We start from the raw sequence: 17,177 nt of genomic DNA, 5'->3' as shown, positions 1-17,177 counted from the left end.
CGCTGACGGCCCAGCTCGGACGTGATCGAGCCGAACAGCTCTGGGTCGCGCGCTGAGAGAGACTGGGTGAAAAAACCTTGTGTGCGTTGCGGGGCGTTCACTTTGAAACCTCCAAAAAAGGGTTAGCCGGTCCAGCCAAGGCCAGCGGAAATAGCGTTCATGGATTGCAGCAGGGGAACAGGAACCGATCCTGCCTGAGGTTCGGATCGAGCTTGTCGCAGCAATTCGACCTGCAGCGCGTGAATGCGGGCCAGTTCAGCCCGTTTGCGATCAAACCGCTCGCACAGGCGAGGGAAACGGTGTCCGATAGTTTGTCCTCCCGTCAGAAATTGCACTGCACTGCAGGCGCTATCGTATTCCGCTTTGATTGACTGAAAGACGATTTGTCGGGTGTTCTCATCGTGCACTAGTTCGCCGTATTGTGCGGCGATGGCCATATCCGCCTGATAGAGCGATTTCTCAATTTCATCGACGGCAAGGCGGAACAGCCGGGAGTGCTGAAACATATCCTGCAGCACTTCATCACCGCGCGCGCCACGAAATTTGCGGAAGCTGGCCATTGCGGCCCCGAAACCATACCAGCCCGTGATCAGGTGGCGGTTCTGCGACCAGGCAAAGACCCATGGAATGGCGCGCAGATCATCCAGACTGGCCGCGCCAAAGCGACGTGCCGGACGAGATCCTATTTTCAGGCGGGCTAATTCCTCGACCGGGCTGGCCTGCTGGAAATAGTCCAGAAAGCCTGGCATCTTCAAAAGCGAGACATAGGCTGTCTGTGACAGTTCCGACAGAGCATCCAACGCGTCGTCGAACTCGGGCCGGGCCAGGGTTTCGCCGGGATTGGCGGTATGACGCAACGTGCTTGAGAGGAGCAGTTCCAGATGGGCCGCGGCTGTTCCGCGGTTGGCGTATCTGGTCGAAACAACTTCGCCCTGTTCAGTTACGCGCAAGCGCCCGGCAATTGTTCCGCTGGGTTGCGCAGCAATCGCCCGCCCAGTGGGAGCGCCGCCCCGACTGACTGAGCCTCCGCGTCCATGGAAAAACGTGACCTTGAAACCTTGCGAAGCCAGTGCCGTCACGATGCGACGTTGGGCGCGCTCCAGCTCCCATGTTGAGCAGAAATACCCGCCATCCTTGCCGCTGTCCGAATACCCCAGCATCACTTCGATTTCATTTCCATCGGTTTTGAGGCTGCGGCGGGCAAGCGGTACTGCCAAAACGTCCAGCAGGATCGCAGGGGCATTGCGAAGATCTGCAATCGTTTCGAATAATGGCACCACCGAGATATCCAGTGTCTCGGACCCGAAACCGGAATAGCGGGCCAGCAGGTACACACCGAGAATATCATCGGCAGACCGGGTCATGGACAGGATAAATGGCCCAATTGCCTTGGGGTCCGGCCCCGAGCGAACACTATGAACAAGCGCTAAAAGCGCCAGCATTTCCTGCGCCTGATCGCTCAGCGCCTCGCGGTTTTGATAGGGCAGGTTTTGATCTGCCAGCTCTGATCGCAGACGGGTAGACCAGTCGGGCGTGCCATATTCCGGTGCATGTCCGGATTGTGACCAAAGTTCCGTCAGAACGTCATTCGTGACGGTTGAATTCTGACGAATATCCAGGGTTGTGGTTCGGAACCCGAAAACCATAGCGGCACGGCACAGCGGACGGATATGCCTCTGTGCCAGGACGTCGGCGTTGACCGCGCATAAAGCCGTATCAAGTGCCCCAAGATCGCTTACGAATTGTGAGATGTGATCATAGCCGCCATCGGTCAGCCGATAGCGAATGGCATTGAGAGCCTGCCGGAACGGTTCGTTTCGATTGCGATCGTCGTCCGGAGTCCGGTCGATAATTTCTTGTACACGTGCACGGTTTGACTCAGGAAGCGGCAATATGAGCGCGCTGATGCTCAACCGGCTTGCAGCTTGATCGATGGCCTGACGATAAAGATCCTGAACCGTTTCACGGCCGCGTTGCAGGGCCAGTGCGGTCATCTCGGTTGTGACATTCGGATTGCCATCCCGGTCGCCGCCAATCCAGCTGTGAAAGCGAATGTTGGGTGTTTTGCCTAGAGTCTGACCCAACACATGCATGCAGGCCTGATCGAACCGATCCATGACCTGCGGGACGGCGTCAAAGATTGCATCCCGGAAGAATTGCAACCCCCACTCGATCTCGTCGCGCAGGCTTGGGCGCGACAGGCGAAGTTCGCCTGTCAGCCACAAAAGATCAATCTCGCCTTCCAGACCATTCAGCAATTCGGTGCGTTCGGTCGGGGTCCATCGTTGCACTTCAAGACTGACAAGATTGCGGTAGATCCGCCGGTGAATTTCCAAAACGGTGACCCGTTTGGCCTCGGTCGGGTGCGCGGTCAGGGTGGGACCGGCGCATAGGTCAGCCGTCAGTTTTTTTGTCTGGCTGTCCGTTAATTTCAGTTCAGACAATACCTCGGCAAACCCGCCTTCGACCGCTTCCGCGCCGCTTAGGGTCTCGGTAAGGCGCCGGTCCCGGACATGGGCGTTTTCATCAATGATGCGTAACAGTTGGAACCAGATCGATAGGGCTTGCAGATACGGCGTTGCCTCGAGCCCTGTAGGGATGGGTTGCAACGGCATGGCCTCGGCCCATGTCGCCACATGCGGCGCCCGCTTCGACAGAATATTCCGCCACAACGCCCGCAGTTCCGAGCGCAATTCCTCGGCATAGCCCGAAGGGTCCGGGATGGACGGAATATTGCGGGCCAGCGATTGCATCAGATCACCTGGTCCCGCGGGGTGCGACCTGCGAAGAAGTCGGCCAGATTGTCGAGTACGCGAAAGCCCATGGCCTCGCGCGATTCTTTTGTGGCGCTACCCAGATGGGGTAGCATCACCAGGTTGTCGCATTGCAACAGATCCGGGCTAATGCGAGGTTCGCCATCGAACACGTCCAAAGCAGCCCCACCGATCGTGTCGAACATCAGCGACTGCACAAGCGCGTGCTCATCCACGACCTCACCGCGCGCAGTGTTGATGAGGAAGGCGTTGGGCTTCATCAGATCCATTCTGCGCCCGTTGATCAGGTGCCGGTTTGCGGCCCCACCCGGGCAGTGCAGTGAGACGAAATCGCAGTGCGGCAGCAGATCGTCCACGGTATCGACCTGAGTTGCGTTGAACTGTTTCAATACCTCGGACGAGACAGTGCTGCGGTTCTGGACAAGAATATTCATGCCGAACCCATGGTGCGCGCGACGGGCCATTTCCTGACCGATGCGGCCAAAACCGATGATGCCCAGAGTCTTGCCGCTGACCTTGGTGCCGACCAGATGGGTCGGACGCCAGCCGGTCCAGCCGCCCGCGCGCAGCTCACGTTCGCCTTGGCCGGCGCGGCGGGCTACCATCAGCAGCAATGTCATGGCCAGATCAGCCGTGCATTCGGATAAGACATCCGGCGTATTGGTTACAGTCATACCAAGGCTGCGCGCAGCGGGTTCACAGATATGGCTGTAACCAACTCCATAATTGGCGAGGATTTTGGTTTGCGCCGCAGATACGTCCAGTGCCTCGGCGCTGAGCGTGTCGGTGACCGTGGGCAGAACCGCGTCATAGCGTTTCAACGCGTCGCGGATCTCGGCCGGGGACAATGGTTTGTCCCCGATGTTGAGTACGGTGTTATAGTTTTCGGCCAGTTGCGCCTCGACGGCGGCGGGCCAGCGACGGGTGACAAGGACCGAAGGTTTGACCATCACGCAGCCACTCCCATGACGCGGGCGATGGTCTCGCCAATTACCGCAGGGTTTTCAGCAACAGTCACACCCGCCGCCGATAGGATTTCGACCTTTTCCGAGGCGCTTTCGCCAAATGCCGAGATGATCGCCCCGGCATGACCCATGGTCCTGCCTTTAGGTGCGGTCAGACCGGCGACATAGGCCACGACGGGTTTGGTGACGTGGTCTCGGATATACTCGGCCGCCTCGGCTTCCTGAGGGCCGCCGATTTCGCCGATCATGGCGATGACCTCGGTGTCCTCATCCTGTTCGAACCGCTCAAGGATATCGCGGAAGGACGAGCCGTTGATCGGGTCGCCACCGATACCGACGCTGGTTGAGACGCCAATGCCACGCTCCTTCAGCTGCGCCGCGGCTTCATAGCCCAGCGTGCCCGAACGACCGATGATGCCGACATTGCCCGGCAGGTAGATATGGCCCGGCATAATCCCCAGCAGCGCCTTGCCAGGGCTGATAGTTCCAGCACAGTTCGGGCCGGTCAGCACCATGCGATTGTCCTTGGGATAGCGATACATATAGCGTTTGACGCGGATCATGTCCTGCGCCGGGATGCCGTCGGTTATGCAAACGCAATAACGGATACCGGCATCTGCGGCCTCCATGATCGAATCCGCCGCAAACGGGGGCGGCACGAAGACAAGGCTGGCCTCTGCGCCGGTGGCCGTGACCGCTTGTTTGACAGTGTCGAAGACAGGCACGCCTTCTACGATTTCGCCGCCCTTGCCAGGGACGACACCGCCAACAACATTGGTGCCGTATTCCAACATATCCTTGGTGTGAAAGCGTGCCATACGTCCAGTGATGCCCTGAACAATAACGCGGGTGTCGCGGTCCAGAAGAATGCTCATTACACAGCCCTCATCTTGGTGTTTTGGGTCAAATCGTTTTGCCATGCACCAACGGCGCGTTCGGCAGCTTCCATCAATGTTGTTGCACGAATAATCGGCAGGCCGGACTTGGCGAGTATTTTCTGACCTTCTTCAACATTCGTCCCGGCAAGGCGCACGATGACTGGGATGTCGATATCCAGTTCCTTCAGAGCCTGCACGACGCCTTCGGCAACCCAGTCGCAGCGGTTGATGCCGGCGAATATGTTGACCAGAACCGCTTGGACGTTCTTGTCGGACAGTACCAATCGGAAAGCTTTGGCAACACGTTCTGGTGACGCGCCGCCTCCGATATCGAGGAAGTTTGCAGGCTCTCCCCCGGCCAGCTTGATCGTGTCCATCGTCGCCATGGCCAGACCGGCACCATTCACGATGCAGCCGATATTGCCGTCCAGCCCGACATAAGACAGGCCACGATCCGCCGCGCGGCTTTCACGGGGGTCTTCCTGGCTTTTGTCGCGAAGCTCGGCTACCTGCGGGTGGCGGAACAAGGCGTTGTCGTCAAAGCTCATCTTGGCGTCCAGCGCCAACACTCGATCGTCGCCGGTGATGACGAGCGGATTGATTTCAACCATAGTCGCGTCCAGCTTGTTGAAAGCGGCGTAACACCCTTGGAGGGTGCGGACCATGTTTTGGATCAGACGGGGCTCCAGTCCCAGATTGAAGGCAATCTCGCGCGCCTGAAACTCCTGCAGACCTACCGCAGGTTCGACGATGGAGCGGACAATGCTTTCAGGGCGTTCTGCGGAAATATCCTCGATCTCCATTCCGCCCTCGGACGAGGCGACGATCATCACGCGTTGGCTTGAGCGGTCGAGCACAAAACCCAGATAGATTTCCCGATCGATCGGAACGGCAGATTCGACGTAGACGCGATAGATGCCTTTGCCATCGGGTCCGGTCTGATGCGTCACCAGCTTGCGGCCAAACATCTCCTCACAGGCTGCGTATATTTCGCTTTCCGAATTGCACAGCTTTACGCCCCCAGCTTTGCCGCGGCCACCTGCGTGAACCTGAGCCTTTACAATCCACTTGTCGCCGCCCAGCTCACGTGCACGATAGGCAGCTTGCTCGGGGCTGTAGGCCAAGGCCCCCGAAGGGACTTCGACGCCGAAATTCGAAAGAAGTTCTTTCGCCTGATATTCGTGGATATCCATCTGCATTTCCTCCCGTTTATGCAGCGATAGATGTGCCGTAGCGGCTTTCCAGAAGCGCTTCGATCGCTTCGAGATTCACCGAACCACCCATCTCGCGGATTGCTTCGGCAAACAAATGCACGATGCGGCCGATCGACTGATGATTCAGTTGGTTCAGGATGCCGATGCGGACCTGAACAGGTGCGCTGAGGGTTGGCCAGATGCCAAAGCCCCGGGCCCGGCAATTCTGCACCAGCTCCATTTCGCGGCCTGCAAGTTCAGCGGGCAGGTTCAGCACCACAAGGCTGGACATGTCCGAGGTGACCTCGCAGCCCATCGCAATGACGGCATCGCGCAGCACGGCCTCGTGCGTTTTGTAGGCATGCGCGCGCTTCGCTAGCCCCTCCTGCAGGGTCAGGCGTAACGATTCATGAAAGGCCGCGACGGCATAGCCCGAATGTGTTCGGTGATATGTGCCTTTTTCAACATCCTGGCCATCGACGATGCCCCAGTGGCGGGCCTCGAAAATGGGATTGTGAACATAGCTGTAGGCACCCGTTGCTTTCAGGCTGTCGATATATGCGTCGGTAAAACTGACGGGAGCATAGGTAAGCGGCAAGCAGCACAGGCCCTTTTGCGGACAAGAGGCCCAGCCCGCGATGCCCGGATAATCATCAACCCGGAAATCTTCGACACCCAAAGACGAAACGGCGTCGATCAGACCCATTGCACCATGGTGCTCGCAGGCATCCGAGAAACCGCGCAAATCATTGATGCGTCCTGATCCCGTTTCCCAATGTGCCATAAACGCCCATTTGGGCTTGTGTTCAGCCAGTGCGGCTTCGACCATGTCACCGGTCACCGACTGACCATGCGGCACGTCGATGATCGTGACACTGGCGGCCTGCGGATCCAAGGGGTTGGCAGCATGTTCGTCCGGTGTCGCTGCCTTGATCCGAAGGGTCAGTGTATCGATGCCCGAAAAGGTCCCGTTGTTGAACGCAACAACCTTGTCACCGGGCATGACAGCCGAGAACATGGTGTCCAAAGCGCTCCAACCAGTGCCTGCGACCGCAAAGGTGTATATGTTCGTGGTGCCCCAGATTTCGCGCAGCATGTGCTTGCATTCGATCATGCCGCGCAAAACGTCGCCCTGCATGTGATCCGCAACTCCGGCGCTGGAAAAGGCTTGTAGAACGCGCGCGTCTGTATTGCCCGGCCCGGGGCCTGCGGCCAGCGTCTCGGGGATTTCGAGCGTTGGATAAATCTGGAAAGTCATTGCGATCCTCCTTGATCGTTGGGGTGGTCAACCACGCCCAGACATCTCGTTGTGGATCAGGAAAGCCTTGCTTGCGTCATCGCGCAACGTAACTTACTACTGCTTTAGGACTTCTAATGGGATGGGGAAAAACCTATCCGTATTGGCAAGAATACCGAAGTATACCAAGTTTTGACCTATACGAATGGGTAGTTTCTTGAGGATTTGGATGTAAAATCAATGACAGAGCCTTCACAACTACCGATTGACGTCATGCTTGCCGACAACAATCCGCTGGTCTTATCGGCCATGTCGGAGATTTTTGAACGTGATCCGCGATTCTCTTTGGTTGCCACATCGGCGACAGCTGAAGGGTTCCTGGGCGCGGTCATGAGAGTTCCGGTCCAGGTGTGTGTGATTTCCTGGAGCTTGCCTGTTCTTGGCGCGGCCAAATTGATCGAGGTTTTGCGAGAACAGGAAGGCGCGCCCCGTTTTGTCATTTACGGCGATGATGTCGGAGATGTTCCGCGCCTTGCAATGCAGGCAGGAGCTGCGGGGTTCTCATCCCGGTCTGGTGAAGTTGAAGCGTTGCTGGAAACCTGCGCGGACGTGGCTGCTGGCAAGATGGTGTTTCCGTTCATCGATGTCCGCCAGATGCAACAGAATCCGATCCACAGCCTGTCGCGGAAAGAGCGCGCGATTCTGGAAGCTCTAGCCAAGGGCATGTCCAACCGCGAGTTGTCCAAAGAGCTTCAGATATCGACCAATACCGTGAAATTTCACCTGTCAAACATTTACGAAAAACTATCGGTTAAGAATAGGACGCAGGCCATCGCGTATTACTATTCGTCTAATGCGGCCTCACATTAGATAGATTTGCCCAAATGCTCCAATGGTGTGGTCATTCTGTTGGTCGCGTGATCGGCCTTTCTTAGGAACCCGTGGGGAATTGGGTGGCGGTTTCGTGAAAGCTCTGATCGACGGCGACGGTCGCAATGCAAACCTGAACCTGTTCTTCGATAGCTCTGCGCGCGAAAGAGGTCACGGCTGTGTCCGACGCGAAGGCATCGTAGATTACAGTTGGTTGAGCTTCGAAACTATATCGAGTTGGAAACAGAAACACGTCAATCTCATCATATAATTGCTGCTTTTTTTCGCCATATAGCGGGCTGTCCCATCTGATCTCGTCTTTGGCGACGGCGGCTTTGATCGAGGTCAGGTCTTGCTCCAGTGGGCCGGTCCGGCCAGGATCATTTCGACTTCAACCCCGAGAGAGTGCAGAGATCCGGCTGTTTCAAGAAAATCGTACAGCCCTTTCTCGCGGGACAGGTTGCTTAGAAGCCCGACCCCGCAAATGCCCAGGAGACCGCAGGCTGGTCTGTGTTTGGGGGCGAAAAACGCGTTTTCGGTGACGTGCCATTTTTGATTGCTTCGGTAAGCGTGTGGGCGCCAAACAAGGTCAGAATAGTCGGAACATAGGCCATAATGGCGTCTGTTTCACGATGAGCACCCAACATGGTCAGCTCGGTGCAGTAAGGTGCTGATCCAGTTTCTTCAGGCCAGAAGTAAGGAGCCAAGTTCAGGATGGATGATTTGGCTTTAGCAATATGGTTCCCCAACTTCCGCGCCTGCTTCAGGGCGGTTCTATGGGGTTCACATGCTCGCTTGAAAGTTGCAATGGCTCTGGGTCCGCTAGGCCAGATTTTGTCCTTCACGGGCGTGATGACTGAACAACAGCTTGTTTGATTGGACATCGGACAGAAAATCCGCAGTGCGCCCAGACAGCGCGCGATAAAAGGACAGAAGACCGGGTTCGATTTCTTTGGCAATGTCGATGCAGTTTTGGCGCAGCTCATCGGTGCGCTCCAGCGGTTCACGCGCACGTATGGCCGACAAAAGTTGAGCATGCGCATCGCGTAAGTTCTGGAATGCCTCGCTGTCGAGCATGTCCTGATCGCCAATCAATATGTAAACGGGCTCCAGGTTCTTTTTTCCTTTCAGGTCCACAAACCCAGCTTCCAACATCGCCAACTCTTGTTTGCCTAGAATGTAAACTGAATTCGAAACCAGGATGTCATAGTCGACATGTCGGCAGCTTTGTTCGATCCTGGCGGCGACGTTCACCACATCTCCGATCACAGTATAATTGAACCGCCGCCGCGACCCGATATTGCCCACACAGGCCTGTCCTGTCGCGCAGCCAGTGGCCAGCGCAATGGGTGGCCGTTCGCGCATGATTTCGGACCTATTGAACTGTGCCAATGCACCGCGCATCATCAAGGCTGCCCGTGCAGCGCGACAGGGATGATTTTCGACCGGAAGCGGAGCGTTCCAGAACGCCATGACTGCGTCGCCGATGAATTTGTCGATTGTGCCTCGCTCGTGCAAAATCTGATCTCCGACCTGTGAAAACAGCTCATTCAGAATGGCGACGAGCTCCGTGGCCGAAACCGACTCGGATAACGGGGTAAATCCACGGATGTCGGCGAACATGACGGTGATCTCTTGTGTTTCTCCACCAAGGACCAACTGATGGTCCGAGCCTTCCATTTCATCCAAAATTTCAGGAGCGACATAGTGAGAAAAAATCTTTCGGATCGCTCTTTTCTCGCGCTCGGTCGAAATGAATAGATATCCGGCCAACAGCCCGAAATTCGCCATCCCACCAGCAAGTGGGAAGGTTGCATCAAATAATACGAGTTGATTTTGAAAGGCCATCCAGCTGATCAGCACAACTACGGCTGCAGATACGCCACCCGCAATGAAGGATGCGACCGCACCAAAGCTGGACATGACGGCGACGACCACTAACCCCAGTAAGACGAATGAGACCAACTCAAGCGCAGCGGTCACATCGGATCGGCTGAGCATTTCGCCCGTTAGGACCTGTTCAAGTAACTGCGCGTGGATCGAGACGCCGGGCACGGATTCTCCGAGCGAGGTCTGGTGCATATCAAACAGACCCGCCGCAGAGGTGCCAACAAGAATAATCTGGTTTTCGATCCGGGACCGCAGCGCAGGATCATCCGGATTCGTCATAACGTCATTGGCAGAAACATACAGTTCAGGCCGGTCTCGCCTGTACCGGATCCAGACTTCGCCGTTCTGAGTTGTTGGCAATCGAAAATCGCCCAGTTCAAGCGCCAGCATGACACCGGATTCATCGGACGCGCCCTCGGCGAAAAGGACTGTTTCCCCCAAGGCCACCCGAAGGGCCTCAATTCCCAGGCTTGGCAGGGCGCCATCCGGTCCCCCCCAAAGTACCGGGACCCGGCGGACCACACCGGTCCCACCAAGTGGTGAGACATTCACGCCCCCAATGCCTGTTGCATCTGAATAAAGTGGCGGAGCAGGAGGAGTCCAATGCGGAACCTGGACGAGTCCTGAGGTCGGAGACTCACCGATCTCGATGATCCCCGCCTTGGATATGACGGGCTGACCATCATCGGCCACACGGGCCGCTACACCCAGAACAACCGGCCATTTGGCGATTTCGGCTCCGAAAAAAACATCGTTGTCCAGGTTTTGGGCGTCTTCATCGACCGAGAGCACCTCGGCCAACGCAGGGTCTTCCAATAATCGAGCAGGCGAATAGCGGTCGGGTTCGACAAACAGCATGTCAAAAGCGATGACCGCAGCGCCATTTTGGCCGAGGTTTTCAACCATCTGAGCCATGAGATTGCGCGGCCACGGCCATTGCCCCCAGTTGGCTAGTGACTGTTCGTCTATGTCGACAACACGGATAGGCAGGTCGGGGGTGTAATCGCGTGGGGCCATCCGCTGAAGGATGTCGAAATATATTAGCCGAGTCATGCGCACGGGAAACGGATCTATGACCCTGACAAAGCATCCAAACAGGATCAGGCACAAACCCACAAGGCGAAAACCCCTGCGGCGAGTGCTCCGTTCTTTCGACTTAACCGTCACGGTTGCCTCCGAAGACAGTGGTCGCTTTCACTGCCCGACATTACCGATTACCCATATCAGCCGATGCTCAGTTAACAGGTCTATTCGGTTTCGTATCCGGCGCTGCACCGCCTTCTATACTGGGCGCCTCAACGGGTGCAGATGCTACCGAAGCCTTCACCGCTTGCCGCTGCGGGGGCGCTGGGCGGGGCTCGGGAGCGTCGGATTTTTCGATGGGCTGCACTGGTGCTGATTCTCCGGCGCAGCCTTCGATATTCACGCGCAGCGGACTCAAAAGCCGTTCCTGTGACTGAATGAACGGAAATCCATTTTTCACTGCTTCGTCGTACTGTGCCTGATCGGCCGGGCGGCCCACCTTGCCTTTTTGACTGGTGGCAAACAGGCTGCATTGACGTCCAGTTGATCTGCAGCCGCCTTTCAGGCCGCACATCTGCACGGTGCCTTCCAGCACCAGCATCGAGCTTTGGGTGCCAGGCACAACCCACATGTCGAATATGGTCCCACGCACAGCCATTGTCGCTGTGGGGGTCTGGATGGAATAGGCACGTTTTCTGCTGTTGCCCGAGATGAAACGAAAGCTTCCACCCAAGGCCTGAACGGCAAAATTCTTGGCCTTCTTCTTGTTTCGCAACATGGTCACATCCAGCGCCATCTTTGCATTAGGCCCTATCGCGATCTTCGTTTCGTCAACAAAGATCAGCTGAACTACCCCTCTGCTGTCTGTGGATATGGAATCACCCGAGGCAACTTCCATGCCTTCAAGCAGTGGCCGGGAATTCCCGGCTCGGGTAATTTCTGCGCCTTGTTTGACGCTTACGACAGTACCAATGTTGGCCAGGATCTGCGACGGCAGTATCAAAACACAACAGGAAACACACAACACTCTTAACCAGACCAAACTAATTATCCCTTCCCCAAGGTTATTCCAGAGCGCAATGCGCCCGCTGCCCGGTCTGTGCCTCGTGGAATTTATTTCTTTGTATTATTTGTAAAAAATCTAAGCAAATATGCCTTAATGCCTATGTGTTTGGCAAGTTTTCTATGAAGCTGGAGAAAATTCCCACCTAATTGGGCTGACCCGGAGCTTCGGAAACTCTCTGTTTGTACATTGCCGGTGTTTCGGACAGGGCCCTTTTCAAATCAGTGTTTCGTTGGGCCGTCGCTCGCTTTCCCAGCCGACGTCTCTTGGGTCTGATCGCCTTATGGAAGGCCCGGCAGACACGCATTGCGGGTGACGTTTCGCGGCTGCCTTTGATCAAGCCCGAAAGCCATAGACATCATGGATTTGACTTTTTGAAGATTTTTTCACGAGGTCCCTTGTATTTCTTGGCGCTTATCGAATACACCGGCCAGCGGAGACGTGGCCGAGTGGTCGAAGGCGCTCCCCTGCTAAGGGAGTAGGCCCGGAAGGGTCTCGAGGGTTCGAATCCCTTCGTCTCCGCCACCAAATCTTCATATGATGTTTTTTGTGATGGCTTACACGTTTTGAAGGCTTTACCCGCCACATCCGCCAAGAAATAACGTGATCGGAAGGTCGGGTGTTCCGTTTCCAGCACTCAATGACCCGGCCCTTCGAAATCCTCGCGGGACGCGGTAGGTTCGAAGCTTGCTCTCGTGATCGACCATTGGTGCCTGGATTGTCGGCAAATCCGCTAAAACCACCGAAATCGGTACCGTTGGTGTTGCAAGAGCCGGCACTACCGGGGTGTTTCTGAATTCGGATGACTGTTCGGTATGAGGCTGCTGGCGCTCGAAAGGTTGACCACCGGTAAAGTTGATTCAGCGGACAGGTCCAATTTGCCGATTTGACTGCCTTGGAACAGACTGCGGATTATCCGCTCAACTCCAAACTGGCCAATGGAAAACTCTGCAGAATTCTACCGGTCCATTCCTTTGGGACGGCGCAAAGAGCTGTGGACAGACCGTCAGCTAAGGCTGCATTGGGTGCGGAAACGGAAACAGTGTGGTTGCTTGGGCTTGGGCCGAATGGGTTCAGGATATGGCCGTGGTCGCCCGGCAAGAGTGTGCCTGCAACCGATGATGTGGCTACTGAGCGTTCTCGCAAAGTGATCTTCTTGAGGACTTGATTATTGTGACCAGCAAGGCCGACCCGCCAGTCTTGCCCGTCACCTCGCTGACCCATTGCCGCGATTTCTCCCATGTTAACCAGAACATCGCGTAAGCCAAAGGACCGTAACAGCGCCGCAATGCGATCGGTGATTGCGCCTTGTGCGATACCGTTCAATGTCAAGGCTGAGACACCGGGCTCCGGCAGCTGGATCGCATCAGCGTCATATCGGACTCGGTGCCAGCCGACAGTTTCTTGGGCGGCAGTCAATTCAGATGCGCTGGCGCGCGCGGCCAGCGCCCTCCAGACGGGTTGTATTGTGGGGTCAAAAGCCCCGTCTGATGCACTGTGAAGGGTCGAACACAGGCTCAGTACATTCAACAGTTCGGGGGCTGGTTGCTGCAGCAATCCGCTTCGGTTCAGCTCTGAAATCTGTGATCGCGATCGGTACAGACTAAAGATATCTTCCAGCCGGTTCAGTTCAGCCTCGATTGATGACAGCAGGGGCGCCGCCTCTGCCTCAGAAAGGCCAACAAGGTCAAGGCTAGCCCTGGCCCCCAGCGCGATGCCACGCCAATGCGCGACTGGTGCGCCAGATGCGACCGCCGGTAGCGCGGCGCATGCCGCAGACATGATCAGAAAACGACGTCGGGACAAACGGCTCATGCTGGTGTCTCCAGTTTCAGGTCCAGATCGACGGGGCCAAGCACTTCGGCGTCGGGTATGTCAGTCAGGGGCAAAGCGGACCCTCCGTACAGGATGATGAAGCTGTCCGCGTCGGTCGGGTCTGCAAAGGGCACGACCTCGCGCGCGCCCATGCCGCCGGCGACATTGGCCCCGACGACGAAAGTCGCACCTTCGGCATTGATCCAGTTGGATTGACCTAGTTGATGCCAGCTTGGGGCGGTTCCCATATCGCTGACATAGATTGCAACAATGGCTGCCTCGCGTTCGGGGCTTTTGAGATAGGCAACCATGTCGCGAACCTGCGCAAAAAACAGTGGTGTGGGATAGCCGTCGAGGTGAATCTGTCCTTTGGGACCACCATGTTCAGCAATATTCATCTGGCAAAAAAAGCTGAGTGCGTCTGGCGTCAGATCGACCGGGTCAGGCGCGGCAATCTGTTCTTCCTTACAGGCAGTCAGGGCGAGTAGAGCAATCAGGAAAAGACGCTTCATGGCTCGACCCTTCGGAACGCGAGCCGGGCAAGTGCAAGGCCTAGCAGGGGCCAGATCAGCAAAGACAACGGGGCGGCCCAGACGGGCAGAGCCTGCGCTGCGCCGGTCATGCCGGATGCCATCGCGACGCCCTCGGTTGCGGCGATATTCCACAGACGGAAAGCGTCGGCCGGGTTGGCCACCATCACCCATGGAAAGACGGATTGAGTGAAGGTGCCGCCCTTGTCCATGACGACGGCCCCCAACAGGCCCAGATCATAGAGGACGACAAAAACCAGCCAGAGCCCGGCCGACAGACCTGCTGCCGCCGTGGCCCCCTTTGCCAGGGCGGACAGCAAGTATCCCAGTGCGAGAAACACGGCGCCCAGCACGATCGAAGTGAGGATAAGACGGACCAGAGCCAACAGGCTTTCTGGACCGGCGCCACCGAACCATGCTGCCACCGCGCCAGCTGTGCCAAAACCGATGGTCATCGCAAAGGCAAGCGCCGACAAATGGGCGGTGAATTTTCCCAACAGGATTTCTCCGCGCCCGGCGGGATAGGACAAGAGCAGCGATAAGCTGCCCCGATCCACATCGCCTGCGATGGCGTCAAAGGCAATCATCAATGCCAGTAGGGGGGCAAGATAGACCGACAGCGTCGTCATCGAGGCAACCGAGACAGTCAGCATATCAACGCCAAGCGTGCCTGTGGGTGCACTGCCTGCAAAGGTAAGTGCCAGCGCGAATAACACCATGATCAGTGTTGCCATCAGCAGCCAGCGGTTGCGGCGCAGGATCAACATTTCAGTGCGGGTGATGGCGAGGCAGCGGGTCATGGCCTCTTCTCCTGTGCATAGTAGCGATAGAGATCTTCCAGCTTGGGAGGTGTCACTTCCACATCTGCCACCGCATCGCCCAAGCCGGCGATCCGGCGCAGGGCCTCCATCTTGTCGTCGACGGTGCAGAGCAACTCAACGGACGCGCCATTGATCCGGCTGCCGCCCAGTTTGGCGGCCAAGGCGTCAGGGTTAGAGCTGGCGCGCACCTTCAGGCGGATTGGCAGACCCGCCAGCGCCGAAAGGTTGTTTAACGTGTCATCGGCCACCATCCGGCCCCCGCGCATGATTGCGATCCGGTCTGTGCGGGCCTCGACCTCAGTCAGGGCATGCGATGCGATCAGGACGGCGGTGCCTTTTGCGGCCAGTTCGTCGATGATGGCGTACAGATCCTGCCGAGAAATCGGGTCCAGTCCGCTCGTCGGCTCGTCCAGCAATGCCACTTTCGGCTGGCCCAGCAGCACTTGCGCCAATCCCAGACGTTGCCGCATCCCCTTGGAGTAGGTCCCGATCCGTCGGTCCAGCGCGTCGCTGAGGCCAACACGTTCCAGCAGGCCGGGCACATCGGCCTTGGATCCCGAGAGCTGCGCGAACAGAGTCAGCTGTTCCCGGCCCGTAAGCGCCGGGTGGAAGGACACCGCTTCGGGCAAATACGCCGTATCCCGTCGCGCCTGCGCACTGCCAGGAGTGGCGTTTCCGATCCGAATGGCTCCGCCCTCAATCGAGATCAGGCCAAGGATGGATTTGATCAGGGTCGATTTGCCGGCGCCGTTATGGCCCAGTAGCGCCACGCGCTGACCAGGGGCAAGAGACAGGGTGATGTCGTCAAGAACGCGGGTTTTGCCTCGGTCCTTACAGACGTTGTTTATCGTTAGGGCCTTATCCGTCATGAGGCACCTTTTTCATAGCTGAGGGTTCAGGGGCTCGCATCAATGGATTGCTGTCCATCACACCCCCCGGCAATAGTGCCGGGAAGGCTGATTGCGACCAGCGCACCAGCTGCACGGCAGGGGAGCCGAGCAGCAGCTTGGCTGCGGGTTGGGTCCACAGCACATGGTCCATCGAGTCATTGGGGCGATAAGGGGCATCAGCGACGCCGTTGCCATCCACATCATAGGCGGCGAAATCGGACCAGTAATTGCCGCGCCCGTCTTCAGACCACTCGACCCACTTGGTCGAAACGTATTTCACCTGAGTCCGGTTTCCGACAAAGGCGTTGCCGACGATACGGTTACGTTCTGACCCAGCAGTGAAGTGAATGCCGATGCCGCAACCCTCGAACCAGTTGTCGGTGAATTCGTTCTTGTTCGAGTTATACAGGAAGGTGCATTTCTCCTTTGCACCCTTAACGACGTTCCCGGAAATCACGCTCTTGTTGGCGTAGTTCAGCATCACACCATGTTCGCGATCATCAATCGACACATTGCCGGTGACTTTGACATTGGTCGTGAACATCACCGCATAGCCCAGATCATTGCCGATCGAGACGTTATCGCTGACCACCGAGTCGTCGGCATACATGTAGTGCACCGCGAACCGCAGGTCGCGGAACAGGTTTCCAGTAAAGGTGTTCTTCTTGGACGAGTTCACAAAGATCCCATCGCGCCCGTACCGGATATCATTGCCTTCGACCCGCGCACCCGGTGCATTCCAGACATAGACGCCGTTGCCGCGGTCATTCATCCGCTTGTCCTGACGCCCTTCGATCCGGTTGCCGCGCACGACGCTGTCCTTGGCGCCGTGGATGTCGATGCCATAGAGATTGCCCAGCAACACATTGCCTTCGATCACCGGCGCATGGGCCGTTTTGACCAGCTGAATGCCACTGTCGATCCCATCATGGCTCGAGCCCGAACCAATCACTGTCAGACCGCGTACGGTCACGCCCGGTCCGGTCACGGTGATGACGCTGCCGACGCCTTGTCCGTCAATGGCGGCCTGCCCCTGCCCGTCAATAATGACGGGCCGGTCCAGAACCAATGTCTCAGAGTAGACACCGGGGCTCAGGCGAAGGGTGTCTCCATCCGCCGCCTGCGCCAGTGTTTCATTGATGGCCCCCGCCCGGTTGGGCACATCCCAATCCGCCGCCCAAAGGGGCGAGCCGAGCAGGAGCGGTATGAGCAGGGGCCAACGCATGGG

The 17,177-nt window shown here is 57.2% G+C and carries 13 protein-coding genes and 1 tRNA gene; 2 read left to right on the top strand and 12 right to left on the bottom strand.

Going from position 1 to position 17,177, the window contains the following annotated elements; translation table 11 throughout:
- Nucleotides 1–122: 122 nt before the first annotated feature.
- The 5 genes from AC2FJV_RS02035 to AC2FJV_RS02015 are packed head-to-tail and all read right to left on the bottom strand — an operon-like array spanning nt 123 to nt 7,068.
- Complete coding sequence (locus AC2FJV_RS02035; RefSeq protein WP_496712371.1) at nt 123–2,753, bottom strand: phosphoenolpyruvate carboxylase; 2,631 nt, start codon at nt 2,751–2,753, stop codon at nt 123–125.
- Nucleotides 2,753–3,724: a 2-hydroxyacid dehydrogenase gene (locus AC2FJV_RS02030; RefSeq protein WP_281972635.1), complete on the bottom strand. Its 972-nt coding sequence runs from the start codon at nt 3,722–3,724 to the stop codon at nt 2,753–2,755. Before AC2FJV_RS02030 ends, AC2FJV_RS02035 begins: the two co-directional genes overlap by 1 nt.
- The gene (gene sucD / locus AC2FJV_RS02025; protein ID WP_496712367.1) at nt 3,724–4,614 is read right to left on the bottom strand and encodes a succinate--CoA ligase subunit alpha; all 891 of its coding nucleotides are present in this window, start codon (nt 4,612–4,614) and stop codon (nt 3,724–3,726) included. The genes AC2FJV_RS02030 and sucD overlap by 1 nt, the downstream gene beginning before the upstream one ends.
- Nucleotides 4,614–5,810: a malate--CoA ligase subunit beta gene (locus AC2FJV_RS02020; protein ID WP_281972633.1), complete on the bottom strand. Its 1,197-nt coding sequence runs from the start codon at nt 5,808–5,810 to the stop codon at nt 4,614–4,616. The genes sucD and AC2FJV_RS02020 overlap by 1 nt, the downstream gene beginning before the upstream one ends.
- A gap of 16 nt (nt 5,811–5,826) precedes the next feature.
- On the bottom strand, nt 5,827–7,068 hold the full coding sequence (locus AC2FJV_RS02015) for a pyridoxal-phosphate-dependent aminotransferase family protein (RefSeq protein ID WP_281972632.1): 1,242 nt from the start codon (nt 7,066–7,068) through the stop codon (nt 5,827–5,829).
- Nucleotides 7,069–7,287: 219 nt separating this feature from the next.
- Here AC2FJV_RS02015 and AC2FJV_RS02010 point away from each other — a divergent pair, with 219 nt between their 5' ends.
- Nucleotides 7,288–7,917: a response regulator transcription factor gene (locus AC2FJV_RS02010; RefSeq protein ID WP_496689141.1), complete on the top strand. Its 630-nt coding sequence runs from the start codon at nt 7,288–7,290 to the stop codon at nt 7,915–7,917.
- An 822-nt stretch (nt 7,918–8,739) separates the two neighbouring features.
- On the opposite strand, the gene AC2FJV_RS02005 is transcribed toward AC2FJV_RS02010, so the two are convergent.
- The gene (locus tag AC2FJV_RS02005) at nt 8,740–10,860 is read right to left on the bottom strand and encodes a CHASE2 domain-containing protein (RefSeq protein ID WP_496689139.1); all 2,121 of its coding nucleotides are present in this window, start codon (nt 10,858–10,860) and stop codon (nt 8,740–8,742) included.
- Nucleotides 10,861–11,041: 181 nt separating this feature from the next.
- Nucleotides 11,042–11,833, bottom strand: coding sequence for a FecR family protein (locus AC2FJV_RS02000; RefSeq protein WP_246097172.1), 792 nt, complete (start codon nt 11,831–11,833; stop codon nt 11,042–11,044).
- A 495-nt stretch (nt 11,834–12,328) separates the two neighbouring features.
- Between AC2FJV_RS02000 and AC2FJV_RS01995 the strand changes: the two genes are divergently transcribed.
- Nucleotides 12,329–12,418 (top strand) — tRNA-Ser (locus tag AC2FJV_RS01995).
- A 387-nt stretch (nt 12,419–12,805) separates the two neighbouring features.
- Here AC2FJV_RS01995 and AC2FJV_RS01990 read toward each other — a convergent pair.
- The 5 genes from AC2FJV_RS01990 to AC2FJV_RS01970 are packed head-to-tail and all read right to left on the bottom strand — an operon-like array spanning nt 12,806 to nt 17,174.
- A complete protein-coding gene (locus AC2FJV_RS01990; RefSeq protein WP_496712363.1) occupies nt 12,806–13,708 on the bottom strand; it encodes an FAD:protein FMN transferase in 903 nt (300 codons plus the stop codon).
- The gene (locus AC2FJV_RS01985) at nt 13,705–14,220 is read right to left on the bottom strand and encodes a nitrous oxide reductase accessory protein NosL (RefSeq protein WP_496712360.1); all 516 of its coding nucleotides are present in this window, start codon (nt 14,218–14,220) and stop codon (nt 13,705–13,707) included. Before AC2FJV_RS01985 ends, AC2FJV_RS01990 begins: the two co-directional genes overlap by 4 nt.
- Nucleotides 14,217–15,038, bottom strand: coding sequence for an ABC transporter permease (locus AC2FJV_RS01980; protein WP_496712355.1), 822 nt, complete (start codon nt 15,036–15,038; stop codon nt 14,217–14,219). Before AC2FJV_RS01980 ends, AC2FJV_RS01985 begins: the two co-directional genes overlap by 4 nt.
- The gene (locus AC2FJV_RS01975; RefSeq protein ID WP_496712351.1) at nt 15,035–15,928 is read right to left on the bottom strand and encodes an ABC transporter ATP-binding protein; all 894 of its coding nucleotides are present in this window, start codon (nt 15,926–15,928) and stop codon (nt 15,035–15,037) included. Before AC2FJV_RS01975 ends, AC2FJV_RS01980 begins: the two co-directional genes overlap by 4 nt.
- Nucleotides 15,918–17,174 (bottom strand): nitrous oxide reductase family maturation protein NosD, encoded by a 1,257-nt coding sequence (locus AC2FJV_RS01970; protein ID WP_496712346.1) that lies wholly within the window; start codon nt 17,172–17,174, stop codon nt 15,918–15,920. Before AC2FJV_RS01970 ends, AC2FJV_RS01975 begins: the two co-directional genes overlap by 11 nt.
- Nucleotides 17,175–17,177: the final 3 nt, after the last annotated feature.

Source organism: Ruegeria sp. CDSA241 (assembly GCF_059611265.1).
This window is presented reverse-complemented; position numbering and strand designations above follow the sequence as displayed.